We start from the raw sequence: 25797 nt of genomic DNA, 5'->3' as shown, positions 1-25797 counted from the left end.
TTAGAGCTGCTTTCCCGAGCGGATTTTTTCTTCGAGCCGTTCGAGCGCTTTTCCTTCAAGCTCCGGTTTTTGTCCTTCGAGCATGGCCCGAAGCGCAACCATTTCTTCGCCTGAAAAGTTTACGCCGTTCTTTTGATGCCTCTCGAAAGATGCTGTCGCCATGGGCGCGACCGCCCGGCAGACGGAAAGCATGGCGTTCGCGTAGTCGCGTATTTCTTTTTGCGCGTGCTCGTCGCAGCGGAGACGCAAAAAATGGAAGAGATTATGCAGGTCGATCTGCCAGTACCATTCGGTGTAGGTGGAAACAGGGAGGTTTATGCGAGCGATTTCCCGCGCGAGATTCTGTTCTATAAGGGAATCGTAGCCGGAAAAGGCCTCTTCCTGTTGAATCCTCATTTCTTCGCGTATTTTCAATGCCTCTTCCCGGGCCACTGGTTCCGAGGCTCTCCCCTGTTTGTTGTCCGAGCTTTGCAGGGCGATATCCGCCGGGTCCGGCAGATAGCAGTCGTTTTTCAGGATCGAGTATCTTCCCGAGATTTCATTGACGCGGGCCATTCGGTGGCGGATCCACTGTCGGGCGACGAAAATCGGCAGTTTTACGTGAAAGGTGAGTACCACCTGTTCGAAGGGCGATGTGTGCTGATGCCGCAGCAGATAATCGATGAGCGCGCCGTCTTCCCTGACGGTCTTGGTTCCTTCTCCGTACGAAACGCGCGCTGACTGAACGATGCGGGAATCTCCGCCCAGATAATCGACCAACCGGATGAATCCCTTGTCTAAAACCGGGATTTCCTTATCCAAAAGTGCTTCTGCTTCGGGGACTATACAATGTGCCATGTGAAGGAGTATAGAACCAAGGAAGATTCTGCTCAAGTAAAAAGTGGATTTTGAGGGGAGTTCATGCGTCGAGGCCTTCTTGACACGCGCAATGCTTTTACTATACTGTGAGGAGCATCTTTATGGAGCGGTGTCCGAGCGGTTTAAGGAGGCGGTCTTGAAAACCGTTGTGCCGAAAGGTACCGGGGGTTCGAATCCCCCCTGCTCCGGCTTTGATACTCCGCCGCGTTAACCGGGCGATGCTTACTGAAAGATTCCTTGGAGCGGTGCGAGAGTGGCCGAATCGGGCTCCCTGCTAAGGAGTTAAACCCCAAAAGGGTTTCGGGGGTTCGAATCCCCCCTGCTCCGTATGAACAGCGCTTGATAAGCGCAAATGCGTGTGGAGTTTTTTTGCAATGCGAAAAAACTCCAAGCGAAATGGAAATCGTCAGTTTTGACGATTTCCATTTCGCGAGACTATAGCTCAGCTGGATAGAGCGTCAGATTGCGGATCTGAAGGCCGGTGGTTCGAACCCACTTAGTCTCATAAAAAAACTGTCTATCGGGTGCTACTCGGGAAAGTTTTTGACTTTTCGTGAAGGGCGGCGACGCCTTTTGGAGAGATGCGAGAGCGGCTGAATCGGGCGGTCTCGAAAACCGTTATACCGCAAGGTATCGGGGGTTCGAATCCCCCTCTCTCCGCTTCGCTTGTTTTGTTACTTTGGAGAGATGTCCGAGTGGTCGAAGGTGCACGCTTGGAAGGCGTGTGTGCCCAAAAGGTACCGAGGGTTCGAATCCCTCTCTCTCCGCAAAAAAAGCGCATGGGCCGTTCCTGTTAAGGCGCGGTCCATGTTTTTTTCCGGACCTTTCCGGATAGCCCAGGTCCTATGCAAATTGCGATTTCCGAACTCCGCCAGATCCGGAAGGAAGCAACGGTAGGAGCTTCGCAGTTGTGCCGTAGTGTACCTGGGCTTCCCGGAAAGGTTTTTTTTATCTAGTCCCTTTTTCCGTCGGATGCTATTCTACCCCTCGCATGAAAGTTCTCCTTGTAGGCATAAACGCCAAATATATTCAAACCAATCTCGCCGTGCGTCTTCTTACCTCATGGGCTCACGCCCATTCGCGGCCGGTGCAGGAGGGATCCGTTTCCGTTCTGTTTCGGGAATGGAATATAAACCAGCCTCTTGCGTCCGCGCTTCGGGGAATATACGAAGAGAAGCCGGATGTATTGCTTTTTTCCGTGTATATCTGGAACAGCCGCTTCGTTTTCGACCTCGCAGCCGAGGCGAGGGTTCTTCTGCCCGCAGCGCTCATCGGATTCGGGGGGCCTGAGGTTTCCTGGTCCCCCGAGCGGGTGTTTTCGGCATCCCCGGCATCCGATTTCATCCTGTCGGGAGAAGGAGAACTGGCGTTTTCTGCCTTGCTCGAGGTTCTCGATGCGAACGGCTCGGGCGAACGCGAACGGTTATTGGCCGTGCCGGGAATTCATCTCCGAAACAACGGGAGGCAGAACTCGACGCATCCCGATTCGCCAGCCTTCGAGTCGGGTCCGCCCTCTCAAACGCTGGAAAATCTGGACAGCATTGCTTTTCCGTATCGAGAACAGGAAAACGGCTTCGATCCCTTCCATCAACTGGTGTATTACGAATCATCTCGCGGATGTCCCTTCAATTGCGCGTATTGCATGTCGTCGCTGGAAAAATCGGTCCGATTCCGTTCTCTTGATCTGGTGTTTCAGGATTTGCGTTTTTTTATAGAGAATAAATGGCCGCTGGTGAAGTTCGTCGATAGAACCTTCAATATAAAACCCGAACGGTATCTCGCGATCTGGGAATGGATCAGGGATCATCATGCCGGAAGCACGATGTTTCACTTCGAGATCGCCGCGGAACTTCTCGACGATCGGGCGTTCGCCGTGCTTTCGACGATGCCCGAGGGCGCAATTCAGTTCGAAATCGGAATACAGAGCGCGCACCCGGAGATTCTGAAGAGGGTCAACCGATTTTCGTCGCCTGAGGTTCTCGCAGACCGCATCCGGAAAATACCGAAAACGATCCATGTTCATGTCGATCTGATCGCTGGGTTGCCCGGCGAAGACGTTTCGCTGTTCGAGGAGTCTTTCAACTTCGCCTGGAATTTGCGCTCTGATCAACTGCAGCTGGGTTTCCTGAAAATTCTCCCCGGGGCTCCGATGGAAGAGTACGCAGTCTCGCACCCTGAATATTCCTGGTCCCGCGTTCCGCCGTACGAGGTGTATTCATCGGGATCTTTGTCGTACAGCGAACTGTTGATTTTAAAAGACGTGGAGCATCTGCTCGACGGCTGGTATAATTCCGGCTTTGCCCCGAACGCGCTTTTCCGCGCCGCCTCGATGCATCCAGGCGGTCCGTTCCGTCTGTTTCTGGATCTTGTCCGATTCGTCCGCGATTGGTTTCCCGACGGGGATTTATATCTGCCGAGAAAACCGATCGATATTTTTGCCTGTCTTGCCTCATTTTTGAGGACTCGTTGTAGCGGCCTTGAACTGGAATATTTAAAGCTCGATTATCTCATGATGGGAAAGCCCGGGTTCTATCCAGACTGGTTTGTGAGGCGGTATTCGCGCGAAGAGCATGAAAAAGCGATCGCGACATGCATTTCTTCCTCTCCTGAAGAACCAAATCGTCTGCTTTTCGCCCGGACTGAATATGAACGACTGGATTTATCCGGTTCCTCAGAACCCGAAGGGTATTTTTTCGAGTATTCCCGCACAAAAAATAATGGAAAAAGGGCAAAGATGACAAAGGTGTAGTACAATTTTCTTTACAGGAGTTCTCATGGACGTAAAGATTATTAATCCATTTTTGTCTTCAGCATTAAATTTATTCTCTCATATGTTTTCTATCGATGCCCAGGCAGGGGAACCATATCTTCTCGGCGATGAACTTAAGCATCGCTGGGAAATTTCGGGAATTCTCGGATTGACCGGAGATTATCAAGGCTTGGTCGGCTTTCGCCTGCCCCGGTTATTAGCCGACAAAATGCTCGAGCGCTCGGGCATTGAAACGAAGACCGAGGAAGAAAGACAGGAAACGGTGTACGGGATGATCGGAGAAATGACGAACATCATTGCCGGAAACGCTTCGTCCGCGATAGACCACGCGTCGATCGATATTTCGCCGCCGGTCGTCATTTTCGGCGAAAACCATCGCATCGCCTGGCCCAAAACTATGCCGGTAATCGCCATTCCTTTTTCTTCTCCCAGCGGTCCGTTCGAGGTGGATGTGTGTTTTAAGAAAAAATAATCCATAAAGAGGTTTTCGATGATTCCTATTTTTAAAACGATTAAATTTAAATTTCTGGTTCTTTTTAACGTGTTTGTAATCGGTTTGTGCGTCGTTCTCGGCGTTCTTTCAACGAATGCGATGATACGGACAACCGTGCAGGTCTCCCAAAAAGACGCGCTTTTCCTGGCCGAGAAGGCGGTCGCCCTGCTCGATGTGGATCTGTTCTCAAGATTGTCGGCGACCCTGGATTCAAGCGATCCGGGGTATCTTGCCGCCTGCGAGTCTTTGCACCAATTGAAAACGCAGTACAATTGCCAGTATCTGTATTCGATGTTCCGAACGCCCGACAATCGCTTTTTGTACATCATCGACGGAAGCTCTACTCCGGACGACGAGGAAAATTTTTCTCCGCTCGGATCGGAGGAGGATGTAAGCACCTACGGGCCTGAGTTTCAGGCTGTATTCGATTCGGGGGCGGTGTATGAATCCGGTTTGGAGTATCAGGAAGGATGGGGCTGGCTGATAACAGTCGCGACTCCGATAAAAGACAGATCGGGATCGATAGTCGGCATTGTAGCCTGCGACTACGACGGATCGGCCTTGAAGGCACAAATAGATTCGTTTACCCGCATCCAGATTTTGATAACCGTTTTGTCGGTACTCGTCGGCCTTGTTTTTATTTATTTTATAACCCGTTTGATATTCAGTCCTCTGAAAGCCATCGCCGAACCCTTGACCGAGATCGCACAAGGCGCCGGAAACCTGACGGTTCAGATTCCCGTGCATAAGGAAAACGAGGTTACATATCTTGCCAGCTGTTTTAACCGGTTCGTGTCGACTTTGCACGGCATAATAGGGGGAATTCGGGATGCCGTCGGCCATCTGCGGATTGCCGGACAGTCTCTCCGGGAGAACTCGCTTGTCGCCCGGGATTCGCTGGGTAAATTCATCGAAACTGTGGATGAAATCCGCGGACTTGCCCAGCAGCAGGATGCGATGACGGACGGAACCTTCAATGAAATAAGCGATCTTGAAAAGCGGATCGATTCGCTGGACACGCTGGTGTCTGATCAGGCGAATGAACTCAACGATTCTTTTTCCGCCATTGAAGAGATGACCGCGAATATTGAAACGGTGAATTCTACGATCAACAGGATTTCGGACCATTATCGCAATCTGGTGGAAGAATCAGAGCAGGGCAAGACGATACAGGAAGAAGTGTCGACGAAGATCGCGGCGATCATGCAGCATTCTGAAGGACTTTCCGAAGCGAACACCCTGATTCAGGCGATCGCCGACCAGACGAATCTGTTGGCGATGAACGCCGCGATCGAAGCCGCCCACGCGGGAGACGCCGGCAAAGGGTTCGCCGTGGTCGCGGATGAAATCAGAAAATTGGCCGCAACGTCTCTCGACCAATCTTCGTCCATCAAGACCATGCTCGACGGCATCCACGGATTGATCGAACAAATCGTTGCGTCCTCAAGGTCGTCGACAGAAAGCTTTACGGGGATAAACAGTAAAATCGGAGAAATAAACAATATGGTGACGGAGCTCTCTTACGCGATGGCCGAGCAGAAAACCGGATCGCGCCAGGTTCTTACAACCGTTACCGGTATGAAGACGAGCTGCAAGAACGTTACGTCCGACTCTGCCGCCATAAAGGGCGACGCCCGGCAGGTTATGAAGGAAGTAGAAGCGCTCCGGCGGCTGACGAACGAAATTTTCAGCAAGGCGGATTCGACGAAGGATCAGATTGCGGAAATGCGCGAGTCGGTTGAACGCTTCATGAACGCGACCGGCGAAAACGAGAACCATATCGAAAAGGTGTCGGATATAGTGGGGCGTTTTATTATTTAGCTTATTTTTCTATATGCCCAGGCGCAGGTGGGCGGCGAGGATTCTCGCGCCGATGGCGATGAGCGTAATCCCGCCGGCGATCTGGGCGAACCGCCCGAACAACAGCCCGATGCGTTTTCCGAAGATGAAACCCGCTCCGCAGACCAGCGCCGTGACAAAACCGATAACGGCGGAGGGAAGCAGGATTGGCTGCCGAATGACGGCGAAGCTCATCCCAACCGCGAGAGCGTCGATGCTCGTCGCTATGGCGAGAGCTATGAGCACTCTTTTGCTGGAAAGATCGCGCTTTTTCTTTTCGGCGTCCGTCGGACAGGCCGGATTCGGATGTTTTACGAAGTCTTCGGCCGCCTCGATCAGCATCTTGCCTCCGATCAGAAACAAGAGGCCGAACGCTATCCAGTGGTCGATGCGGGAAATCCGCTCGATGAATGCGTATCCGGCGAACCATCCCGCCAGGGGCATCGCGCCTTGAAATACGCCGAAGGCCAGAGCCGCACGGAGCATATGTTTCTTTCTGAGATTTTTTGTGCATGCAGCCGAGGATACGGACACCGCGAAGGCGTCCATCGAAAGACTCAAAGCAATTAAAATGATCTCTGTCATGCGTCTCTGTGCGTCCTAAACAAGAATTGAGTTCGTCGAGCGGGAAATTCAGGGCACAGAATATAACCTGACAAGGGATGAGGTCAACCGAGGGTGTGTTAGTTATTTCGTAAAACAGGTATAAAACTGAGGATGAACAGTACAACTGAAACGAGCGTATCTTCTCTCTTCGGCGTATATCTCGGCATTGTTTCCGCGATTTACCTGATTCCGCTTTTTCTGGGCGATATGCCTGCGCAGTTTCTGTCGGCTTCGACCTCTCTCGCCATTGTTGCGGTTCCGCTTTTCTACTCTATGGCGAGACGGCGTTCTTTTTTTGCATGGGGCAAGAACGGAGTCTGTAAGAGCCTACCCGGTTTCGCCGCCGGCATTTGCGTTTTGCTTTTTATCGCGATGTTCGCCTCAACGTTGGGGTTGTCCCTCCTCCTCGCTCCCGTGCATCGGCTTTTTCCCGAGATTTCAAGCGGAGCGATGCCCCGATACGAGAGATTTGCCGTCAAATTCGTTTTAACCGCCCTGCTTCCCGCGATATGCGAGGAACTTACATTCAGGGGCTTTTTTTATTTTTCGTTGCGGAGGACGATGAGCAACCGCAAAGCCTTGATTCTTTCATCTTTATTGTTTGCTGTACTGCATCCGATTCCGGCCAGCCTTCCGGTTGTTTTCGTCGCGGGTCTGGCGCTGGGCGCGGCCGCCGGGCTAACCGGTTCTGTCGTTCCCTCGATTCTGATGCATGTTCTTCATAATTCGCTGTTGCTGGCGATCGTTCCGGTTTGGAGCGCGATGGATCCGGGCGTCGTAGAAATGCTCATTCTGCTCGGCGCCGGATTCGCATGCTGTGTCATCGCCTGGTTTGCGGTCAAGAATCGTTTTATTAGAACCGCATCCCCATCGTAATCGCGTTCGAATAGTCGGCGATCACCGAGAATCCTGTTTTTTCGTAAAAAGCGACAGCTCTTTCGTTTTTTTTGCTGACGCTCAGATGAAGTCCCGGACTGTTGCGTTTTTTGAGCGCATCCATGAATGTGCGGATAAGCAGTTTGCCGGTTCCCATCCCCTGAAGTTCGGGCAACAGATCTATATGAAGATGCGCAGGATATTCAGAAATAAGCCGGCTTTTTTCTTCGCTTCCGTCCGGTTCTTCGTGAAGCACGGAGCGCATCCATTGTTCCATGGACGAAAGTCCGCTTTCGGTTCCGGCGGGCGGATATCTTTGTTTAAGGAGAGGAAGCCATGATTCGCGCATCCAGCGTTCGAACGAGGCTGTATCCGTTGTTCCGACGATGTATCCGCGGGGTACGCCGTCCAGCTCGGCTACAAAGCATGCCGACGGGTCGTTGGCGAGATACGGCGCGGCGAAATATTGGCCGACAAGCCATGGGTCTGAATAGAGAGCTGTGGCGTCTCCTCCGTTCGCAGCTGTTTTAAGGCAGATTTCATATAAGTAGGGCATGTCGCTTAAAGCAGCCGGTCTGATGTTCTGCGTCATTGTTCCTCCGTTCGCTTATGAATGTAGTATAGAATAATACAAGTAAAACGAGAACAGCCGAGTCTTCCGAGCAGGACAGAATCTGAAATCTCTTTCATCTGGTTTTATTTTATGGTATCCTGCTTGTTATGGCATATGAAGTAACGGCTACCCGCCGCCGGCCTCAGAAATTCGAAGATTTGGTTGGACAGGAATTCGTGGTCGCAACCCTCCAGAAATCGATTTCGGCCGGAAAAATAGCTCATGCGTATTTGTTTTCAGGCCCCAGGGGATGCGGTAAAACAAGTTCCGCGCGTATTTTGGCCAAGGCTCTGAATTGCGAATCGGGCCCTTCCGCGACTCCCTGCGGCGAATGCGACTCTTGCCGGGCAATTACCCGGGGATCGAGCCTTGACGTGATCGAAATCGACGGCGCCTCGAACACGAGCGTCAACGACGTGCGCCAGATAAAGGATGAAGTTCAGTTTCCTCCGAATTCTTCAAAATACAAGATATATATAATCGATGAAGTGCATATGCTTTCGACCAGCGCGTTCAATGCGTTGCTGAAGACCATCGAAGAGCCTCCGCCCTACGTTATTTTCATATTCGCCACGACTGAACTCCATAAAGTGCCGGCGACGATAAAGAGCCGCTGCCAGCAGTTCAATTTCCGCCTTGTGTCGGTAGAACAGCTGAAAGCTGTATTGTCGGACGCCGCTTCGGAATCAGGTTTAGCAGCCGAGGACGAAGCCCTGTTTTGGGTCGCGCGCGAGGCAACAGGCAGCGTCCGGGACGCGTATACGCTGTTCGACCAGGTCGCCGCTTTTTCCGACGGGGAGATAACCTTCGCGAAGATTCGGGACAAACTCGGCTTGGTAGGCGTGGACCGCATCAATCCTCTGATGGAAGAATGCGTATCAGGAAACGCGGATTCGGCCTTGTCCTTGCTTGATTCCATCATTTTCGGCGGTGTTTCCGTCGAGCAGTTCGTTACGGACTTGGCAGATTATTTCCGGTCTTTGCTGCTGCTGCAAAGCGGCATTACGCGGGATTCTCTTCTGGGACATGATCCCGAGAGGTTTTCCGCGGTAGTCCGCGAGTCCTGGGATCGAATAAAAACAGAGCGGGCCCTCTCCCTGATGCTTCAACTGTATCGGGACATACGGTACTCGATGGACCCGCGTTATGAGCTCGAGCTTGCTGTTTCACGGCTGTGCTGGCTTTCGTCGTATGTGTCGCCCGTCGAATTGAAAAACTCCCTGGAAAGGGCTCGAGGCCTTTTAGTCTCAGGCGGCAGCGGCCCTTTTGACGGAGCGGATCGCGCTTCCCGATTCTCGGGAAGCGAATCGGTCCGCGAGACGAAAGAACAAGCGGCGGTTCAGATCCCGTCGTCGTCCGGACGAGATGCCCCGAGCCGCGAGGAAAAAACGGCCGCGCTCGCTCCGGCAGGAGCAGCCGGAGATTCAGACGATCCGGACGCGTTTCTCGAAAACCCCTTCGCCGCTCTCAAACAACGATTCGGGGTGAGGACGGAACAGAAGCCGGCCGAAGTTCCGGCGCAGAACGCCGATACGGCATCGCGCGGACAGGTTTGGGAACAGCCGGAACATTCGCCGGTACGCGATTCCTCCGCTGAACCACCGGATGTTTTCCCCTCCCGCAATCCCGCCGGCGATCAGCCGGAACAGGCCCCTGAGCGTAATTCCGCATCCGGCCAAGAGGATGAAGCTCCGAAGACGAACGCGTCGGTTTCGTTTGCCGACTTGCAGGCTGCTCTTGTCGAGGAATTCCGCGCGTCGAAGAATATGATCGCAACCGGAATAGAACAGGCGTTCGACTGGCTCGAAAGCGGCGAAGGCATTTCGTTCGCGGTTGAAAAACCGTTCGTGCACAATTTCCTTGAACAGGAACACAAAAACATTGCCGACGCGGCTTTTCGGCTGCTCGGGAAAAAAGGTTCCTTGACTATTCGTTTGGATCAAACACGGGGCGGCACCGCCCGCTCTGAGAGCGAAAATAAAATACCGGCATCGGTCGAAATGATTCGGCATGTGTTTCGAGGTACTATAATGGGAGAAACAAAATGAATCCGTTTGATATGCTGAAAAACGCGAAAGCGATCCAGGAACAGATCGCGAAGGTTCAATCCGAACTGGAGACTGTGTCCGTTACCGGATCAGCGGGCGGCGGAATTGTGAAAGTCGTCTTGAACGGACACTTCGGCATGACCGGCATCCAGCTCGATCCGATCGCGGTGGACCAGCGGGACATTCCCATGCTGCAGGATTTGATCGTAGCAGCCCATGCCGACGCTTCGAATAAGGTGAAAGAATTGCTCAAGGCCAAGCTCGGTCCGATGGCCGCCGGAATGCCCGGGGGCTTTCCCGGTTTATGAACGCCCTCGACGATCTTATCGATTCCTTTTCGCGGCTTCCGGGCGTCGGTAAAAAAAGCGCGTCCCGCATCGCTCATTATCTTCTGAAAACGGATAAGTCGCTGTGCGATCAGCTTGCTCGGGACATATCGGTGCTGCATGAGAGAATCAAACCCTGCAGAATCTGCGGAGCCTATACCGAGGACGATCTGTGCGAGGTTTGCTCGGATCCCAGGCGCGACCGGCACACCATTTGCATTGTCGAGCAGCCTCAGGATGTGCAGACGATAGAAGCGGTACACGAGTTCAACGGGCTTTTTCATGTGCTCGGCGGCGTTATCGCCCCGCTCGACGGCATGGGGCCCGAGCAGTTGAACCTTTCGGGCCTGCTGGCCCGGATATCGGCCGAATCCGTCACCGAGGTGATTCTCGCGACCAATCCGACCGTCGAAGGCGATACGACGGCCCTCTATATTCAACGAATTTTGAAAAACTCGAACGTGAGCGTCACCAGGCTTGCATCCGGTCTGCCCGTCGGGGGCGATCTGGAATACGCTGACCGTTTGACTCTCGCGCGCAGTTTCAGGGGCAGAACGTCACTGTAGCGCCGATGTCTTCATCCATGATTGTATGATTGGTTCGATTTCGGGAATGTTATAGCCGAGATCGCTCAGCTTTTTGCATTCGCTGCTCTGCTGCCAATTCTGGTACGGATCGTTGTAATGCGCGAATAAAAATTGATACACGAGCTCTTCTGCGTCGTTTTGCTTTGCGTCGAAAAAGAGCCCTTTTCGGCTGGATGACGCGGATAATACCGATCGGATAGCCGGTCTCACGTTCTTAAAGAAGAGTTCCTTATACACCGTGTATGTTTTTCCCGTCATTTTTTTAATCATGTCCGCTATCGAATTTGAAAGATGCGCTTCGGGCACGGCTCGCGTATATCCATTGCGCAGGGCCTTGTCTTCCGGAATGAAGCTTCTGACGCCCTTCCTCGTCGGATGTTTAGAATACGCGTGCGTACTGCGGATTTCTTTTTTCGGGGACGACGATCCGATTTGCGCGATCCCGGCGGCCGCGGCTGTTTTTCCTTGTTTGCAAATTTTCGAAGGCAAGCGACGTTTGTTGGCAGGAGCCTTCCTGGTATAAGGCCTTTTCTGCGAGCGGGGAACAGTCCGGCTCTCCGTCTCAGCCGGCAGCGGCTCTGCTTCCGGCGCCGGAGCGAGATTTTGCTTGTAGCGCGCCCAGGTGCGCTGGAGATAGGCGTCTCCGGATATGCTGTAATAGTAGCCTTTCACGACCGTCGCGAGAACCGCGTTGAGTATTTCTTCATCCTTCCACGCATGATCCCGCCCGTTTTTTACCGCCTGATAAATGTCGGCATGCTGCGTATGGTATTTCTTGCTGTACAGTACAATTATTTTTTCAAAGGACGGGTCCGACGCTTTATTCCAGTACTTCAGGGCGTATGCGATTACCTGGTCCTCGATGCGGGTGATTCCTGACGGTATGAGGATCTTGTTTATGTCTTCCGCGGAAAACACGATCTGGCTCACATTGAAGTTAGGCTGGAATCTTCGTCCTTCGATGCGCTTCCTCAAGGTTTTACGCCGACGTTCTTCCCGCTCCTTTTTCAGTTCCTGGACGCTGTCGAGGGTTTCCGTGACGTACAGCCGGATCAGTTCGGCCGTACGCTCCATCTGGACTTCCTGAAAATTCAGAAGCTTTGCGTATCGCGCGTATTTCTCCGCGAACCCGATGGCAGCGTATCTATCGGGAGAGATTACGGCCAGGAGGTTCTCTGCGAGCCTTATTACCGCGTAGGCGTCCGATAGATTTACGGTATCTATGTCTTTTGAGAGCAGACTGATGATGTATCTTGTTTTGTTTAAAAGCCGATCCGCGAGCTCGACGAGGCTTTCCTGCAGTATTTCCGCGAACCGGGGATCGTTCGAACGGTAATATTGAATCAGAAGCTTTCTCTGCTCCGCTTTTGGATATTTTTGAACGATTTTTGAATTGTACAGGTTGAGCGCGTCTGTCTGCCGGCCGGATCTGCGGAGATCGAAATACCGTTCGACGTCGGAATCGTGATCGAGGCTGATATGCGGGTATTCTTCCGTGAGTATTCTTTTCTGTAGATCCGACAAACTGCGCATAGTGGCTCTCTTTATACCAAAAAAAACGGGCAATTTACAGTGGCATCGCGGCTCGAGGGAGCCGCGACTCGCTGTAAACTGCCCGTTCCGTCCGCCTGAGCAGTCCTTTATCTGAGGAGGCTCAAGACGCCCTGTGTCGACTGGTTCGCCTGGGCGAGCATTGCGGTTCCTGCCTGGGAAAGGATCTGGTTCTTCGTAAAGTCGACCATTTCCTTTGCCATGTCGGTGTCGCGGATGCGGGACTCGGCTGCCTGAAGGTTTTCCGCGCCGACGGCGAGGCCCTTCATTGTATACTCAAGGCGGTTCTGGTAAGCGCCGAGATCTGCTCTCTGCTTGCTTACCTTCTTCAGCGCTTCGTCAAGAGTTCCGATTGATCTGTTTGCGGAATCGGGCGATTCGAGAGACATGATCTTCTCGTCGCCGGTATTCCTGACACCAAGGGCCGTAGAGGTCATGGTGCCTATGTACACTCGGGTTCTTTGGTCCATGTTGGCGCCGATATGGAACCACATGGATCCGGTGACAGAATTCTCTCCGGTTTCCCGTGCGAAACGTCCGGTGAGCATGTTCATTCCGTTGAACTGGGCCTGGCTCGCGATCCTGTCGATTTCTGCGACAAGCTGCGATACTTCGACCTGGATTTGCATTCGGTCTTCTGCGGTATAGATGCCGTTAGAAGACTGGACGCTCAGTTCACGGATTCTCTGGAGAATGTCCTGGGTTTCCTGAAGGTAGCCCTCGGTGGTCTGAATGAAGGAAATACCGTTTTGTGCGTTGGTATTCGCCTGATTCAAACCGCGCACCTGGCTGCGCATCTTTTCAGATACGGCAAGTCCGGACGCGTCATCTCCAGCGCGGTTGATCCGCATGCCAGAAGACAGTTTTTCTATGTTTTTCTGGTTAGCCCCTGAAGTTTCCCCCAGCGAACGAGAAGAAAACATAGCGCTCAGGTTGTGATTGATGATCATAATGCTACTCCTTTGGCGATTTTCGGCGGTTTTTTTTAATATACCTGCCGCGGCATCCCTGCCGATCGGTCCAATCTTTGTTTTCCGGATCTCTGACTACCTGCATCAGAAGACGGTGCCGCTTTCTTCCCCGGTCAGCTGTTCCGGGGTCGTCGGCGGCATATTAAAAATATCGGAGCGGGGAGAAAACTCTTGAGGGGATTTGTAAGAAAAATGTCATGAAAACATGACATTCGGGGGTCAGTTTTTTTTCTTGGGCAATCGGCACGAGGAGCATCCCAGAATATGCACATGATTCTTGTTTCCGGGACGGGAAAACAGGCGGGCAAAAAGATATCCTTCGGCGGGAAGCGGCTTTTTGCAGACAGGGCAGCGCCGGGCGGTGTTTTCATCGGCGTAGGGATGGCAATGCGGGCAGCCGAAGATATGACAGATTCGGTCGTCTTCTCCCGGATACAGGGCTGTTTTAATCTGTTCGTTCTTATTAAGAACGGTTCCGCATATAGGACAGACTCCCGGGGTTCCGGGAACTCCCGTTTTTTTCAGCAAGGGCGGCCGTTTGTTTTTGCGGTTCGGGAGCGTAAACAGGCCGTAGGCAAAGACTAATAAGGCTATTCCGACGAACAGAAGAACGACGATATACGCAAGCGAAAGATTCATATCCTTCATTGTCTCATGAAACGAGCCTTGTCGCAATGTTCAAACTGGGTTATCATTAAAACGTGTCAGAACTGTATATTGTCGCAACCCCTATTGGAAATCTCGGGGATATCACCTATCGCGCTCTCGAGACTTTCAAAACGGTGGACGTCATCGCGTGCGAGGATACCCGCCATACTTTGCAGCTGCTGACCCATTTCGGCATCAGGAAGCCGCTGGTGTCCTGCCGCGCCCGGAATGAAGAGGAAGCCTCTAAACGCGTTTTAGAGATCCTGAAAAAAGGGCAGAAAGTAGCCTACGCGAGCGATGCGGGAACTCCGGCGCTGAGCGACCCCGGTTCCGTGCTTGTTCGCGCGGCCCGCGACGCCGGCCATGCGGTTATACCGATTCCCGGAGCGTCTGCTTTCGCAACCCTCTTGAGCGTCGCCGGCGGATACGACAAGTCGGTTGTATTTGAAGGTTTCCTGTCTCCGCGGCCGGGTCGGCGCCGGGGACGTTTGCGGGAACTGGCGGAAACAGGATTCGGTTTTGTTTTATATGAATCTCCGTTTCGGATTGTAAAGCTTTTGACTGAACTTGCCGAAATAGACGGAGAGCGGATGGTTGTCGTCGGTCGGGAGCTTACCAAGCTCTACGAAGAAATCGTTTCAGGCACGGCGATCGAAGTTCGGGACAGTTTCGCGGATCGGGAGAAGATTCTCGGCGAATTTTCTGTGTATGTTTCCGGAAAAAAAAGCTCAACTTGTCCGGATGAGTAACCGATAGTTAGTATGAAGGCAGGATATGTATGATGATTGACCGTTTGGGGGGAATCGACCCCGTCAACAATGTTCAGAACGCTCATAAAACCCGGAAAACCGGCGAGGTTTCGCAGTCGGATTCGATAGCGGTTTCCGCTGAAGCGAAAGAACTAGCCGAGATCTACTTCGCCAACGAGGCAGCTTCTTCGGCTCCGGACGTGCGAGCGGATCGTGTTGCCGAAGTCATGCAGAAAATCAAGGATCCCTCCTATATAAACAACGCGGTTGTGGACATAGTCGCCGACCGGCTAATGGATGTATACGGAATATAAGACGACGCAGAATAGCGGTTGTTTCGGAAAAAAGCGGTCCCTTGCGGGGGAACCGCTTTTTTTTTCTCCGGAAGATGATACATTTAAGGACAAGAGGATTTCTTATGGCAGATTTTGTTTTCCGCATATCGCCCAATATCATGCTCGGGCCGCATACGTTAGCCAGAATAGGACAGGTTGCTTCGAACTGGGGCAGCAACTTCATGCTGATCGCCGATCCTATTCTGAAAGAGTTCGGCATTGTGGAAAAAGCCGTAGCGGCTTTGGAAGACAAGGGGATTTCCGTATTCGTGTTCGACGACATCCCCTCCGCCGCGACCTCGACTACTCTTGAACAAGCTCTTTCCCTTGCCCGGGGCGCTCACGTCCATGGGTTCATCTCCCTGGGCGGAACGAAAACATCCTCTCTCGGCCGGGCGCTCGCGGCCTTGTATAACGAAAACCACGATATATACGAGTATCTTGCAGGAGCGCAGCCGTATTCCGGCGCAATGCCCTTTATAGAAGTACCCTCTACCTGCCGCGACGCCTTTGTTTTCATGGACAGGACGCCGGTCATCGACGCCAGAAACAGGCAGATCAGGCTGATGAAGACTCAAGCGGGAATCTGCAAAGCCGTCGTGATGGATCCAAATCTCTACATGCACATGTCGCCCAACACCGCGACCTCGATGATTTTCCACGCTATTTCCCTGGCTATCGAAGGCTATGTCTCCACGAAATCGAATTTTTTCTCGGAAACCATTCTGGGAAAATCCATTGAAATGCTGCTTCTCGCGCTGGATCCCGAACAGAGCAAGCTTGTCGGAACTCCTTCCGAGATGCTCATCGCCCAGGGCGGATGCATGGCGTCCATGGGAGTCGCGGCGAGTTCTCCCGGCGTGGCCACCGCGATTTCGCTTGCCTGCAACGCGCGCTATAAAACCTCGACTTCCCTGGTGTGCGCCGTGCTTTTGCCGTATATCATGGAAGACGCCGCCCGCGCCCGCGTGGACAGGATCGCGACGATCGGCAAAATGCTGGGCGTCTCGACGGCTGGCTTGAGCGCCAGCGACGGAGCGAAAGCCGCGATAGACGATGTTCGCCGCCGTCTTGCTCTTTCCGGAATCCCGACCCGGTTAAAGGATCTCGGGCTTTCGATTGACCAGCTTGTTCCGGCCGCCGAAGACGCGGCTGCCCTGGATTTGATGAACTACATTCCCCGCGCCATGTCCAGCGACGACCTCTTCGATTTGATCAAGCAGGCGTATTGATGGTTCCTCTCTATAGACTCGATCGTCTCCCGTTCGGACAGCGGAGGAGAAAGCTCGCGATGTCGTTCGCGACCCTGGAGCGGCAGATTCTTGCCGGTTCGGGAGACTTGGAGTATCTGTGGGGGCTGGTAAAGCTCGCGCTTGAGGATTCCTCGATAGATCCCGTTCATCGGGACGAGCTGTCCGCTCTGGTTTCCGGACCGCCTGAAAACCGCGATCCCCTGCGGGTGTGCAACCATGCCCGCCACGCGCTATTGGGCGCGATCGGAACCTTTCCGGCGGAATGGGATCTCGTGGTTCCCGCCGGCCTCGCCGCTGTTGTCGACGGCCCCAGAACCGCCCGGCCTTTTTTTCCGGGAGTTTGCGTATACGCGGAAGACATCAGGTCTCCGTTCAATCTGGGTTCGATTTTCCGCACGGCCGAGGCTTTCGGAGCTGAGCGTTTGTACGCGTCGCCCCTGTGCGCTCCGATGGTTCATCCGCGCGCGGTGCGGTCCTCGATGGGAACGCAAGACTATCTTCCGCATTCCGTATCGTCGTTGGACGATCTTCCCGGAGACCTGCCGGTATTCGCCCTTGAAACCGGCGGAACGCCGCTGGAAGACTTCGAATTTCCCGAGAGGGGCATCGTGATTATCGGGTCTGAAGAGTTGGGAGTGAGCCCTGAAGGGCTGAAAAAGGCAGCTTACGGGAGGGTCACCATTCCGATGTACGGCCTGAAGGCGTCGCTCAATGTCGGCGTCGCCTTCGGAATCCTCATGGAACGGTGGACTTCCTATCTTGATTGTTCGGCGTCGAAGCCCTTCTGAAAAGCGGCGCATATCTTGGTGAGGTGCGCTTCGTTCGTTATCTTGAATTTGGCCAGAAGCTCGGGATTGATCTGGTAGAATTCGAGACCGCCTTCCGAGAAATGAACCAGCATGTCGGCAAGGCATACGGTCGACGCGAGCATGCGGTACTCTTCCGGAGCCGTCTCGATCGAATGGTGATGCTTGATCGCCGCTATCAAGGCAGGGGGGAAGTTCCACTTTTCCGCCAGGGCCGCGCCGATGTCCGGATGGTTCATGCCGGAAAGCAGAGCATTATAGAGTTTATCCGGTATGTTGTGCCGGTGCTTCAGTTCTTCCATTTTAGCCAGCGTTTCCGGATACAGGGCGCTGAAGATGATCTTTCCCAGGTCGTGGAGAAGTCCGCATACGTAGGCGTCCTCTGTGACGATGCGGTCGTGCAGGAAATTTCTGGCAAGGTTGTAGGAATAGAAGGCCACCTTGTAGGAGTGGTCCCACAGGTTTTTCTGCTCGTCGGACATGTGTCCGAGGATCTGAAGGGTTCCGACGGAGAACAAAAGGTTCTTGATGCCGCGGATTCCGATCATCTTCACCGCTTCGGTGATGCTGGTGCATTTTTTCGCGAGCGAGAAAGCCGCAGAATTTACCAATTTCAGCAAATCCGTCGTAAGGGCGACGTCGTTGCTGATGTGGGCCGCGATCGCCGACATTTTCGAATCCGGATCGTTGAGAAGCTTTTCGATTTCGGCGATGTTCTCGGGAAATTTCGGCAAGGTGTCGATGTACTCGATGATTTCTTTGGTGAGAGACGCCACCTGTTCTTCGATCTGGGTGTCCATCGGGATGATTATGCGGGTAATCGTCTCGCCGCCTTCGACGAACACCTGGTAGTTATCGTCGTTGAGGCCTGCCTTTTTCAGCATGAGAATGAGGATAACCAGGCCGAGTCCCGCGCCTTCGGAGTCGTCCAGAACCTGTGAAAAGGCTTCTTCGAGCGAGGTGAATTGGCGGGAACGAGCGAGCTTGTCGAACACCCGCTTGAACTCGACCTTCGTCATCTCCGAGTTGTTCCGGACTTCCAGCAGAATGTCCTTTCCCTTCACTTGCATGACAATTTTTACGTATAACCCGGCTTCCTTTTGGAGCTGGAGGTAGTAGTTGATGTTTGAAAGGGTGTCTTCCTTAAACTTCGACATTCCGACGGTGTAGTCCCCGGCGTCGTTGATGTCGAGTTCTTTTTCCGTAAAATATACCCGCTTGGTGTTCGCTTTCTTCGCGTTCGTCGCGAGTTCGTTGATGCAGTAAATGAGGTAGTCTTTCAGCTTTTCCTGATTGATTTCTTCCAGGAAATAGGACAGCACATCCGCGATGTAGAGCTCTATCTCGTGGGGAAGAGTAAAGGTGGTAATGGACAAGGGCACGCCCATCCGGGTAGCTTTTTTAATCTTTGCAACATCGATCGACGTTTTGTTTTTTTCCTGCATAACTCGTTTAGTGTAACCTACCGTTGTTCATTTTTCCAGCGGATTTTGCTATTTGCAGCATTTCTGCATCCGTTTTGCGTAGTCTTCCAGCACCGCGTACACCTTGTCGCCGAATTCCTTCGCGGAAGTTCCGGAAAGAATTTCCAGTCCTTCGTCTGCCGTATCGATAGCCCAGATATGGAACCGTCCGCTCGTTACGGCTTCGTTCATTCTGTCCGGGATGAAGAGGTTTTCCGCGTTGCGCCGGGGGATGATGACTCCCTGGGTTCCGGTTATGCCGAGAATCGAGCAGGCGTCGAAGAAGCCTTCGATTTTTTCCGGAATTCCGCCGACCGGCTGCACGTCTCCGAGCTGGTTCAGGCTGCCGGTAATCGCGATGTCCTGGCGGAGCGGTATGCCCGCGATCGCGGAAAGGAGGGCGAAAAATTCGGCGCACGAGGCCGAGTCTCCGTCCACTTCCGTATAAGACTGTTCGAAGCAGATGCTCGCCGAGAGGGCGAGGGGGATGTTGTGGGCGTAGCGGCGGTGCAGCAGCCCCTGGATGATGAGGTGGGCCTTGTCGTAGATTTCTCCGGAAAGTCCTGATTCCCGCTCGATATTGATGACTCCGGCGTCGCCCGGGGCGGCCTGCGCGGTTACGGCCACCGGGATGCCGAAGGCGTGATAACCGCGGTCCTGGACGGCGAGGCCGTTCACCTTGCCTATAGAGGTTCCGCTTACATCGAGAAGAATCTCTTTTGACTGGATCATTTCCGCGTATTTTTCTTCAGGCAGGCGGTGGAGATAGTTTCTCCGTTCTATTGTTTTGGCAACCGTTCCGTAGGTGATCGCCGACTCGCCGTTTTTTCTTGCCTGATAGTCCGCTTCGGTGAGCAGATCGGATATCGCGATGAAGCGGGTAGTGAGCATGCCGCGGTATTCCGCGAGCCTTGCCGCGTGGGCGGTGATGCGCGCGAGTCCGCCCTCGTCGATGGGGAGCAGCGTGTTTTTCTGGATGAAATCGTCGCAAAACGCGATGAACTCACCGAGATTCTGGTCGGACAGGGGCATTACATTGTCGAATTCGGCGCATACCTTGAACAATTTCTGGAAATCCGGATCTTCCTGATACAGGAAGTCGTACGAGTGCAGGCCGCCGATAATGACTACCTTCAGCTTGGCGGGAACCGCCTGCGGCTTGAGAAGGCTGGGTCCGTGGATGCTCGAGGGTGGCGCCTGAATTTCGATCTTTCCCGACTGGAGGACCCGTTTGAGGTAGGTCCATGCGCCGTCTTCCTGCAGGAGGTCCTGAAGCCTGAGTATGAGGAAGCCGCCCATCGCGCGGTGAACGGCTCCGGGCCTGAGCTTGAGATGTCCGTTTATGCTGATGTCGTCAGTTGCGCCGGTCGTTTCGATGCTTCCGAACAGATTCGGGAAGGTCGGAACCTCTTCATGGATGATGTATTTTTTATCCGCCGGATGTTCGGAAACGAGATTTACCGCGTATCTTCCGAAGAAGGCTTTTTTATGCGCGGCGGATTTGAAGGGCTCCATGAACACCGCGGCTCGCGCGAGGAGATCCTCCCGGATCGCGTCGAGATGGTTCAGGGCTTCTGTGTTTTCCGGGGTTTTCTTGCACAGGCTTCTCAGCATGGCAAGCTCGTTGTCTATGATGGGCGAGGCGGATTCTGCCTTGAGCGCCCGAATCTGCTTCTCGGTGGCGCGGCGCTTCTCGCGCAGAATTTTAAAGAGATCCGCCATGCGGTCGAGGCATTGGTAATAGCGCTCCCTCAGCGAGTTCAGCTGCTGGAGCGGGAATTTCCCCCGGCCCACGAGTTCCTGAAGCTCGTCGAATGAAGCGGCGCGGCCTTTTATCACGGGAACAAGATCCATCGATTGAGCGTCGTCGTCCTTGATCTGGATGAGCTTGAAGCCTTCAGCGGCCATCTGAGTTTCAAATTCTGCGAGTACCTGGTTCTCGTCGGTCTCGGACCGGCTTATTACTCTTTTTCTCGCCGCCGCGAAGACTTCGGACTTGGTTATCTGAAGAGCCTGCCTCCGGATCGATTCGATCGCGCTTTTCAGGTTTTTGGCGAAATAGCCGCCCGTACCCGGCGGAAAAAAAAGGGCTTTCGGTTCAAGCGGTTTTGTGAAATTATATACATACGCTATGTCTTGTAGCTCGGAGGTATTTGCTTTATATTCTGCCAGAAGCGAAGTCAGCACTGTCCTGCGCCCAGTTCCGGACGCTCCCATGATGAAGATGTTGTAGCCGTCGGCCCGTATGCCGAGCCCCAGCTCGAGCGCTTCTATCGCCCGTTGCTGTCCGATGAGCGGATTCTTTCTTCCTTCAATACGCAGTTTTTTTATTCGTTCTTCGGAAACGGCGAATGCAATCTGGCCGACTGTAAGCTCTTTTTCGGTGTGCGTCATTTTGAGTCTCCTTGTTTCCAGACTAAAGTATACCCTAATTTTCCTGTGAGGGCATCATGAGCGATCTACTTGTCGGCGAAATCCTTGTATTGCTGCTGTCTGTTCCGGTGTTGCTTCGGCCGTTTTTCAGGCGGCTCCAGCGCATCGAAGGCATTCCCCTGCTGCCGCTGCTTTCGCTGGCTTTGGCGGTTTCGCTGATTTTCGCCTGCGGGTTTCAACTCTCCTTTGTTCCCGTTTTGGCGTTTTCCGTTTTTCTGAATCTGCTCAACCTCCCGCGTTTCGCGCGGTTCTGTTTCCGGCTTCCGACGGATTGGTACGGTATCGGTTCCTATATTGCGGCGGTGTTGCTGTTGCTGCTTTTAGTCCCCGTATCGTACGGCGCTGCGTACTTCGCGCCGGTCGCTGAAGCGGTTCCCGATTCGGATATTTCGCACGCCGAGTCCAGGGAGCAGTTTTATCCGGGTTCATGGCGGACTGTTTCGGAATGGAAGCCTGATCCGCAGCTATATCCGGGAAGCAGGGGCCTCGTGCTTCTTCAGGGAGATTTTTTCACGGAAGGCTCCCGGAACACCCTTGCGGCCTCTCTCGCCGGAATGGGCTTTCGGGTGATCGAGCCGAGGTTTTCGAGCGCCTCCGATTTCATTTCCCCTCTATTTAACGCATCCGGCATTCGGAAGATACTGTTTTACTCGGCGGCCTTGCTCCGGAACGACGCTCTCCTGCCTGATGAAGCAGGCGATGCCCTGCAGCGTTCTGTCGGCCGGCGCTTCGATACTGCGCTTGCAATGAAAGCGGACGACGAGCCGCTCTATGTTGTCGCTGAGGGGGACGCCGTTTCCGTAGTTGTCAAAACGTGGGAGGCGGGTCCGGGCATCTGCGACGGAATAGCGGTTCTTTCCGATTCGTTGCCGGCGTTCGATATCCGTTCGGGCAGCATGCCTTCGGTTTATTCGTCTGCTCCGGCGGTGTTTTTTCATGACGGGGGAAAAGAAATTCCCTGCGAGCTTGTTTTCGACGATCCGCTCGGAGCCGTGATTCTCGGTTATCCGAGGGAGAAGGATCGCTCCGCGGCGGTTTTGCTGGCGCGGAGGATCGGCTCCTGGTTTGACATGAGGAGGGCGTATGCGGCTGCCGGAGATCGATAAATGGCTTGATTCCGTTCTTGACCTGGAAAGATACAGCGGTTCGGATCCTTCGCGGAACGGAATACAGGTGGAAAACGACGGCAGCGATATTTCGCGGGCCGCCTTTGCCGTGGACGCGTCGCTTGAAACGATTCTACGGGCTTCCGAAGCCGGCGCCGGTGTCCTTATCGTTCACCACGGGCTCTTTTGGCGGGATCCGGTTGTCGTTACCGGCGCCCATTACCGCAGGATCAAGGCGCTGCTGGACGCCAATCTCGCGCTGTACGCGGCCCATCTCCCCCTCGACGCTCATCCGGAGGTGGGGAATAACGCCGGAATCGCCGCTCGTTTGGGATTGATCGATCTGGAGAGTTTCGGCGAGTGGCGGGGCGTTCGGATCGGATATAAAGGGGTTTTCGCCTCGCCGGTTTCGATCGACGAGGCTGTCCGGCGGCTTTTTCCGGACGGTTCGAAGCCCCTGTCTATTCTGCCGTTCGGACCGCGGGAAATACATTCGGCCGCCGTGGTTTCCGGAGGCGCGACCGACGAGGTTCACCAGGCCATCGCCGAAGGATGCGATCTGTTCATAACCGGAGACGTCAGCCATGAAATATATCATGCCTGTTTAGAGCAGGGGATATCGGTGATTTCCGGAGGCCATTACCAGACTGAAACAGTCGGCGTGAAGCTGCTTGCCGAACGGCTCGGACGGGAAACCTCCCTGGATACGGTTTTTATAGACGTACCCACCGGTTTATAGGTACAATGAACCTAACTTTTACATTCGAGGGTTCGTATGGATACTAAATTTCTGGCGAAACTGTTGCCGTTTTCCCTGACAGCCGCCGTCCTGGCGGCAGATCAACTGACGAAGCTCGCGGTGAGCGTTTTGGTTCGTCCCTGGTCTGTCGGTTTTTCGCTCTGGGGCGACTTTTTTCGTATAATTCATGTGTATAATCCCGGAATCGCGTTCAGCATCGGCGGAGGGCTTTCGCATGATATCCGGAGCATCCTCTTCGGGCTTATGCCCTTGATCGTGATCGTGATCGTAATCGGGGTGTATTTCAGAAGCACAGACCTGACTTCGCTTCAGCGGTGGTGCGTGGCGGGTATCGTCGGCGGGGGGCTGGGCAATTTGATCGACAGGTTCTTCCGGCCCGAAGGCGTTCTTGATTTCCTGGATGTAAAGTTTTATGGACTTTTCGGCCTTGAACGCTGGCCTACCTTCAATGTAGCCGATTCGGCTGTAGTCGTATGCGGCATTCTGTTGTTAATCAGCATCCTTTTCATGATGAAGGACTCTCGAGGAGACGCGAAATGAATAAAAAAGCGAATACGCTTCTTTTTATACTCGGCGGCACCGTGGTGAATGTTATTCTCGCGATTCTGTTTATCGGACTGGCCTTGTACGGGGTGAGCTTGTTGGTTCCGTATTTCGGAAACAGCGTCGGCACGATCGTTCCGTTCGCCTTCGTCGCGGGGATCGTTCTGGCCATGTTCGCCTATCAGCGTCTTACCCGCTGGGTTATTGAACGCTTTCATCTTTCGGACAAGATGGAGCCTTTGTTTTCAAATCCGAGAAAAAGAAAACCGAATCTGGATTGATTCGACGAAAAAAGCCTTCCGCCGGGTCTTGAAGACCACGCGAAAGGCTTTTTTTTACGTTCTGCTTGAACGCTCTTCGGCGGCGCCGCGTTCAGTAGCCGTCGGACATTTCGCGGTTGAGGTCTCTCTGGCAAAGCTCCTGATACACGAGGGCCCGTCCTTTAAGTTTTTGTTTGACGTCTTTATGGAAGGGCATATAGCGCCAGAAAATTCCCCGTACTTCCTTGTTCAGTTTCTGGATTCCGTCGCTTTCCTTCAGCATCCACAGCAGATAGTCGTTGATGAAGTATTCCTTGACGTCTCCTTTGAGCTTTTGTCCCTGGAACCACTGGTAATAGTTGCCGGTAAGGCCTTCTTCCATCCAGTAGTAGGAGGCTTTTTCCTTTGCGACCTGCCAGCGAAGATCCGCGACTGCGGTCAACACGGCAATCTGCAGATTTTTAGCGTACATCGGGATCGCTATGCGGCCGCGGCTGGTGACGCGGTTGTAGCGGTCGAAGGGTTCCCAGCACATCCCGGTATCCCCGTAAGAGGGGATGAGAATGACGAATGGCGGGATGCGGTTGAGCTGAGATTTATATTGCCTGCAGTAGGCCTCGGGATCGATGGATTCTATGGTTCGAAGGGCTTCGATGACGTTTTCCCTGATGCCGATTTCCCGCGAGGAGGAGTGGAAATATTCGCGGGAAAGGATCGGGAAGTGGTTTCCCTGCCGTCCGCAGGTCATTTTCGCCATTTGGCGAATCGTTTCAAATTCCGCGGTTATTCCGGAGATGTTTGTTTCCCCTCCGCCTGAAGAGTCTACCTTCTGTTGAAGCGTGCGCACGTCGTCTTCCGCGGTTTCATAGTCCCGGATGAAGGAAAGCAGCTCCTTGTCGAGAATCGCGAGCTTTCTCATTTTCTCGGAAATTTCCGTTATCATCCGCTTTTGCTGGTCGGTGAAGGCGTCCCTGACGCCTGCGAATCCCGCTAGCGGCTCATGCTGGAAAGCGATGTTGAGCGTCTCCTTGATATTGTCTTCGAGCCTGATGCGCTCTTCGGATTTTGCCCGAAGGAGGTTTTCAGCACTTTGGAGTTTTCCCTGTGCCTTCGACAACAGCTGCTGGAACCGGGCCGAATCGTCTTTCCTGTTCGTTCTTGCCTCGTCTGTGCTCGACGGCCCGATCTTTCCGGAACCGATTTCCCGGAACCATTCGTCGAGATAGTAGACGGGCTCCCTCCAGATGTTTTCGTCTATGATCGAAGCGAAGAGACTTTTTTGCTCAGGGGTGAGCAGCGTCGGGAGGACGAGGCCGTACCGCAGGGAATAGCGCTTTGCCTGTTCCATCCTGAGGGACGCCGATTTAATCGCGAGGTTGCAGGAGAAGTCCCAATAGGCGGTAATCAGCTGTTGCCGGTATACGCCTCTGTCTTTCGGGTCCTGGCAGGTAAGAAATTTTGTGAGAAGGCCGTGGAGACGTTGGGCGGATTCGTTTTCGCCTCCCAAAACCTTTTTATAATACGAAGGATCGTCGTATAAGGCATGGGGCGTGTCGTTGAGGAATTTATCGATTTTTGTGAATGTCGATGCCGTCAAATCGACGTCCGCGATGCCCTTGTCTGCCGATCCGACGGCCTCGCGCGAATTCGAGAAAAGAGAATCTTTTCGTATCGCGGGTCCGGATTTTTTTATGGGAGTATTGTCGAGAAGGGCTGCAAGTTCCGGATCGAGTCCAAGATCATCCATTATTTACTTCTTTTGGATATGCAGCGGCCGAACGCAGGTAGGAAACTCGTGGAGGTGAGGGGAATTGAACCCCTGACCTCTTGCATGCCATGCAAGCGCTCTAGCCAACTGAGCTACACCCCCGAGGTAAAGAGAGCATAGCAGGAATACGCCCGG

The 25797-nt window shown here is 53.5% G+C and carries 24 protein-coding genes, 6 tRNA genes and 1 other RNA gene; 21 read left to right on the top strand and 10 right to left on the bottom strand.

Going from position 1 to position 25797, the window contains the following annotated elements:
- Positions 1-837 (bottom strand): FAD-dependent thymidylate synthase, encoded by an 837-nt coding sequence (thyX, locus tag K7J14_RS15780; RefSeq protein WP_230758697.1) that lies wholly within the window; start codon positions 835-837, stop codon positions 1-3.
- A 124-nt stretch (positions 838-961) separates the two neighbouring features.
- Here thyX and K7J14_RS15775 point away from each other — a divergent pair.
- The 9 genes from K7J14_RS15775 (at position 962) to K7J14_RS15735 (ending at position 5942) form a co-directional block, all read left to right on the top strand.
- Positions 962-1046, top strand: a tRNA-Ser gene (locus K7J14_RS15775).
- A 51-nt stretch (positions 1047-1097) separates the two neighbouring features.
- Positions 1098-1185 (top strand) — tRNA-Ser (locus tag K7J14_RS15770).
- A 104-nt stretch (positions 1186-1289) separates the two neighbouring features.
- Positions 1290-1363, top strand: a tRNA-Arg gene (locus K7J14_RS15765).
- 70 nt (positions 1364-1433) lie between these two features.
- A tRNA-Ser gene (locus tag K7J14_RS15760) sits at positions 1434-1518 on the top strand.
- Positions 1519-1539: 21 nt separating this feature from the next.
- Positions 1540-1625, top strand: a tRNA-Ser gene (locus K7J14_RS15755).
- Positions 1626-1692: 67 nt separating this feature from the next.
- Positions 1693-1791, top strand: an RNA gene (ffs, locus tag K7J14_RS15750) — signal recognition particle sRNA small type.
- Positions 1792-1849: 58 nt separating this feature from the next.
- Entirely contained in the window at positions 1850-3607 is a 1758-nt protein-coding gene (locus tag K7J14_RS15745; protein ID WP_230758693.1) for a B12-binding domain-containing radical SAM protein, read from the top strand.
- An 82-nt stretch (positions 3608-3689) separates the two neighbouring features.
- Positions 3690-4100 (top strand): chemotaxis protein CheX, encoded by a 411-nt coding sequence (locus K7J14_RS15740; RefSeq protein WP_230758691.1) that lies wholly within the window; start codon positions 3690-3692, stop codon positions 4098-4100.
- Between the two features lie 18 nt (positions 4101-4118).
- Positions 4119-5942 (top strand): methyl-accepting chemotaxis protein, encoded by a 1824-nt coding sequence (locus K7J14_RS15735; RefSeq protein ID WP_230758688.1) that lies wholly within the window; start codon positions 4119-4121, stop codon positions 5940-5942.
- Positions 5943-5951: 9 nt separating this feature from the next.
- Here K7J14_RS15735 and K7J14_RS15730 read toward each other — a convergent pair whose 3' ends face one another.
- Entirely contained in the window at positions 5952-6545 is a 594-nt protein-coding gene (locus K7J14_RS15730) for a manganese efflux pump MntP (protein ID WP_230758685.1), read from the bottom strand.
- Positions 6546-6677: 132 nt separating this feature from the next.
- On the opposite strand from K7J14_RS15730, the gene K7J14_RS15725 reads away from it, so the two are divergent.
- Positions 6678-7442, top strand: a complete 765-nt coding sequence (locus K7J14_RS15725) for a type II CAAX endopeptidase family protein (RefSeq protein ID WP_230758683.1) — start codon at positions 6678-6680, stop codon at positions 7440-7442.
- Here the strand turns inward: K7J14_RS15725 and K7J14_RS15720 are convergent.
- Positions 7420-8034 carry a GNAT family N-acetyltransferase gene (locus K7J14_RS15720; protein ID WP_230758680.1) on the bottom strand — a complete coding sequence of 205 codons (615 nt, stop codon included), beginning with the start codon at positions 8032-8034 and terminating at the stop codon, positions 7420-7422. The two genes, K7J14_RS15725 and K7J14_RS15720, sit on opposite strands and share 23 nt — an antisense overlap.
- Positions 8035-8162: 128 nt before the next feature.
- Between K7J14_RS15720 and dnaX the strand changes: the two genes are divergently transcribed.
- Genes dnaX through recR form a run of 3 tightly spaced genes read left to right on the top strand, consistent with a single transcriptional unit; the run spans position 8163 to position 10995 of the window.
- The gene (gene dnaX / locus K7J14_RS15715; protein WP_230758677.1) at positions 8163-10103 is read left to right on the top strand and encodes a DNA polymerase III subunit gamma/tau; all 1941 of its coding nucleotides are present in this window, start codon (positions 8163-8165) and stop codon (positions 10101-10103) included.
- Positions 10100-10411 (top strand): YbaB/EbfC family nucleoid-associated protein, encoded by a 312-nt coding sequence (locus K7J14_RS15710; RefSeq protein ID WP_230758674.1) that lies wholly within the window; start codon positions 10100-10102, stop codon positions 10409-10411. Before dnaX ends, K7J14_RS15710 begins: the two co-directional genes overlap by 4 nt.
- Positions 10408-10995 carry a recombination mediator RecR gene (recR, locus tag K7J14_RS15705; protein ID WP_230758670.1) on the top strand — a complete coding sequence of 196 codons (588 nt, stop codon included), beginning with the start codon at positions 10408-10410 and terminating at the stop codon, positions 10993-10995. Before K7J14_RS15710 ends, recR begins: the two co-directional genes overlap by 4 nt.
- Here the strand turns inward: recR and K7J14_RS15700 are convergent.
- The 3 genes from K7J14_RS15700 to K7J14_RS15690 form a co-directional block, all read right to left on the bottom strand.
- Complete coding sequence (locus tag K7J14_RS15700) at positions 10987-12549, bottom strand: hypothetical protein (protein WP_230758658.1); 1563 nt, start codon at positions 12547-12549, stop codon at positions 10987-10989. The genes recR and K7J14_RS15700 overlap by 9 nt on opposite strands.
- Positions 12550-12656: 107 nt before the next feature.
- Positions 12657-13517: a flagellin N-terminal helical domain-containing protein gene (locus tag K7J14_RS15695; RefSeq protein ID WP_230758656.1), complete on the bottom strand. Its 861-nt coding sequence runs from the start codon at positions 13515-13517 to the stop codon at positions 12657-12659.
- 240 nt (positions 13518-13757) lie between these two features.
- Entirely contained in the window at positions 13758-14177 is a 420-nt protein-coding gene (locus K7J14_RS15690) for a hypothetical protein (RefSeq protein ID WP_230758654.1), read from the bottom strand.
- Between the two features lie 62 nt (positions 14178-14239).
- Between K7J14_RS15690 and rsmI the strand changes: the two genes are divergently transcribed.
- The 4 genes from rsmI to K7J14_RS15670 all read left to right on the top strand — a co-directional run bounded on the left by rsmI (position 14240) and on the right by K7J14_RS15670 (position 17311).
- The gene (gene rsmI, locus K7J14_RS15685; protein WP_408033994.1) at positions 14240-14935 is read left to right on the top strand and encodes a 16S rRNA (cytidine(1402)-2'-O)-methyltransferase; all 696 of its coding nucleotides are present in this window, start codon (positions 14240-14242) and stop codon (positions 14933-14935) included.
- A 32-nt stretch (positions 14936-14967) separates the two neighbouring features.
- The gene (locus K7J14_RS15680) at positions 14968-15249 is read left to right on the top strand and encodes a flagellar biosynthesis anti-sigma factor FlgM (RefSeq protein WP_330165607.1); all 282 of its coding nucleotides are present in this window, start codon (positions 14968-14970) and stop codon (positions 15247-15249) included.
- A gap of 104 nt (positions 15250-15353) precedes the next feature.
- A complete protein-coding gene (locus K7J14_RS15675; protein WP_230758649.1) occupies positions 15354-16502 on the top strand; it encodes an iron-containing alcohol dehydrogenase in 1149 nt (382 codons plus the stop codon).
- Complete coding sequence (locus K7J14_RS15670) at positions 16502-17311, top strand: TrmH family RNA methyltransferase (protein ID WP_230758646.1); 810 nt, start codon at positions 16502-16504, stop codon at positions 17309-17311. The genes K7J14_RS15675 and K7J14_RS15670 overlap by 1 nt, the downstream gene beginning before the upstream one ends.
- On the opposite strand, the gene K7J14_RS15665 is transcribed toward K7J14_RS15670, so the two are convergent.
- Both K7J14_RS15665 and K7J14_RS15660 read right to left on the bottom strand, forming a co-directional pair.
- A complete protein-coding gene (locus K7J14_RS15665; protein WP_230758644.1) occupies positions 17278-18774 on the bottom strand; it encodes an HDOD domain-containing protein in 1497 nt (498 codons plus the stop codon). The two genes, K7J14_RS15670 and K7J14_RS15665, sit on opposite strands and share 34 nt — an antisense overlap.
- 48 nt (positions 18775-18822) lie before the next feature.
- Positions 18823-21186, bottom strand: coding sequence for a Lon protease family protein (locus K7J14_RS15660; RefSeq protein WP_230758642.1), 2364 nt, complete (start codon positions 21184-21186; stop codon positions 18823-18825).
- Positions 21187-21242: 56 nt separating this feature from the next.
- On the opposite strand from K7J14_RS15660, the gene K7J14_RS15655 reads away from it, so the two are divergent.
- From K7J14_RS15655 to K7J14_RS15640, 4 genes are read left to right on the top strand one after another with little or no spacing between them, the layout of a single operon-like run.
- Positions 21243-22331 (top strand): hypothetical protein, encoded by a 1089-nt coding sequence (locus K7J14_RS15655; RefSeq protein ID WP_230758640.1) that lies wholly within the window; start codon positions 21243-21245, stop codon positions 22329-22331.
- Positions 22309-23070: a Nif3-like dinuclear metal center hexameric protein gene (locus tag K7J14_RS15650; protein ID WP_230758638.1), complete on the top strand. Its 762-nt coding sequence runs from the start codon at positions 22309-22311 to the stop codon at positions 23068-23070. Before K7J14_RS15655 ends, K7J14_RS15650 begins: the two co-directional genes overlap by 23 nt.
- A gap of 36 nt (positions 23071-23106) precedes the next feature.
- The gene (lspA, locus tag K7J14_RS15645; RefSeq protein WP_230758627.1) at positions 23107-23631 is read left to right on the top strand and encodes a signal peptidase II; all 525 of its coding nucleotides are present in this window, start codon (positions 23107-23109) and stop codon (positions 23629-23631) included.
- Positions 23628-23915: a leader peptide processing enzyme gene (locus tag K7J14_RS15640; RefSeq protein ID WP_230758611.1), complete on the top strand. Its 288-nt coding sequence runs from the start codon at positions 23628-23630 to the stop codon at positions 23913-23915. Before lspA ends, K7J14_RS15640 begins: the two co-directional genes overlap by 4 nt.
- A gap of 91 nt (positions 23916-24006) precedes the next feature.
- Here the strand turns inward: K7J14_RS15640 and K7J14_RS15635 are convergent, their stop codons facing one another.
- Complete coding sequence (locus K7J14_RS15635; protein WP_230758609.1) at positions 24007-25641, bottom strand: hypothetical protein; 1635 nt, start codon at positions 25639-25641, stop codon at positions 24007-24009.
- 49 nt (positions 25642-25690) lie between these two features.
- Positions 25691-25764: transfer RNA gene (locus K7J14_RS15630), tRNA-Ala, on the bottom strand.
- Positions 25765-25797: the final 33 nt, after the last annotated feature.

This window comes from Teretinema zuelzerae, from assembly GCF_021021555.1.
In the GTDB taxonomy this organism is placed as follows: Bacteria; Spirochaetota; Spirochaetia; order Treponematales; family Treponemataceae; genus Teretinema; species Teretinema zuelzerae.
This window is presented reverse-complemented; position numbering and strand designations above follow the sequence as displayed.

What these genes read in the sequence shown, in the direction of transcription:
- K7J14_RS15665 (WP_230758644.1), bottom strand. Translation starts at nt 18,774, where the DNA reads ATGCAGGAAAAAAACAAAACGTCGATCGATGTTGCAAAGATTAAAAAA.
- K7J14_RS15660 (WP_230758642.1), bottom strand. Translation starts at nt 21,186, where the DNA reads ATGACGCACACCGAAAAAGAGCTTACAGTCGGCCAGATTGCATTCGCC.
- K7J14_RS15700 (WP_230758658.1), bottom strand. Translation starts at nt 12,549, where the DNA reads ATGCGCAGTTTGTCGGATCTACAGAAAAGAATACTCACGGAAGAATAC.
- K7J14_RS15650 (WP_230758638.1), top strand. Translation starts at nt 22,309, where the DNA reads ATGCGGCTGCCGGAGATCGATAAATGGCTTGATTCCGTTCTTGACCTG.
- thyX (WP_230758697.1), bottom strand. Translation starts at nt 837, where the DNA reads ATGGCACATTGTATAGTCCCCGAAGCAGAAGCACTTTTGGATAAGGAA.
- lspA (WP_230758627.1), top strand. Translation starts at nt 23,107, where the DNA reads ATGGATACTAAATTTCTGGCGAAACTGTTGCCGTTTTCCCTGACAGCC.
- K7J14_RS15720 (WP_230758680.1), bottom strand. Translation starts at nt 8,034, where the DNA reads ATGACGCAGAACATCAGACCGGCTGCTTTAAGCGACATGCCCTACTTA.
- recR (WP_230758670.1), top strand. Translation starts at nt 10,408, where the DNA reads ATGAACGCCCTCGACGATCTTATCGATTCCTTTTCGCGGCTTCCGGGC.
- K7J14_RS15695 (WP_230758656.1), bottom strand. Translation starts at nt 13,517, where the DNA reads ATGATCATCAATCACAACCTGAGCGCTATGTTTTCTTCTCGTTCGCTG.
- K7J14_RS15740 (WP_230758691.1), top strand. Translation starts at nt 3,690, where the DNA reads ATGTTTTCTATCGATGCCCAGGCAGGGGAACCATATCTTCTCGGCGAT.
- K7J14_RS15640 (WP_230758611.1), top strand. Translation starts at nt 23,628, where the DNA reads ATGAATAAAAAAGCGAATACGCTTCTTTTTATACTCGGCGGCACCGTG.
- K7J14_RS15635 (WP_230758609.1), bottom strand. Translation starts at nt 25,641, where the DNA reads ATGGATGATCTTGGACTCGATCCGGAACTTGCAGCCCTTCTCGACAAT.
- K7J14_RS15725 (WP_230758683.1), top strand. Translation starts at nt 6,678, where the DNA reads ATGAACAGTACAACTGAAACGAGCGTATCTTCTCTCTTCGGCGTATAT.
- K7J14_RS15710 (WP_230758674.1), top strand. Translation starts at nt 10,100, where the DNA reads ATGAATCCGTTTGATATGCTGAAAAACGCGAAAGCGATCCAGGAACAG.
- K7J14_RS15745 (WP_230758693.1), top strand. Translation starts at nt 1,850, where the DNA reads ATGAAAGTTCTCCTTGTAGGCATAAACGCCAAATATATTCAAACCAAT.
- K7J14_RS15735 (WP_230758688.1), top strand. Translation starts at nt 4,119, where the DNA reads ATGATTCCTATTTTTAAAACGATTAAATTTAAATTTCTGGTTCTTTTT.
- K7J14_RS15675 (WP_230758649.1), top strand. Translation starts at nt 15,354, where the DNA reads ATGGCAGATTTTGTTTTCCGCATATCGCCCAATATCATGCTCGGGCCG.
- dnaX (WP_230758677.1), top strand. Translation starts at nt 8,163, where the DNA reads ATGGCATATGAAGTAACGGCTACCCGCCGCCGGCCTCAGAAATTCGAA.
- K7J14_RS15670 (WP_230758646.1), top strand. Translation starts at nt 16,502, where the DNA reads ATGGTTCCTCTCTATAGACTCGATCGTCTCCCGTTCGGACAGCGGAGG.
- K7J14_RS15730 (WP_230758685.1), bottom strand. Translation starts at nt 6,545, where the DNA reads ATGACAGAGATCATTTTAATTGCTTTGAGTCTTTCGATGGACGCCTTC.
- K7J14_RS15690 (WP_230758654.1), bottom strand. Translation starts at nt 14,177, where the DNA reads ATGAATCTTTCGCTTGCGTATATCGTCGTTCTTCTGTTCGTCGGAATA.
- K7J14_RS15655 (WP_230758640.1), top strand. Translation starts at nt 21,243, where the DNA reads ATGAGCGATCTACTTGTCGGCGAAATCCTTGTATTGCTGCTGTCTGTT.
- K7J14_RS15680 (WP_330165607.1), top strand. Translation starts at nt 14,968, where the DNA reads ATGATTGACCGTTTGGGGGGAATCGACCCCGTCAACAATGTTCAGAAC.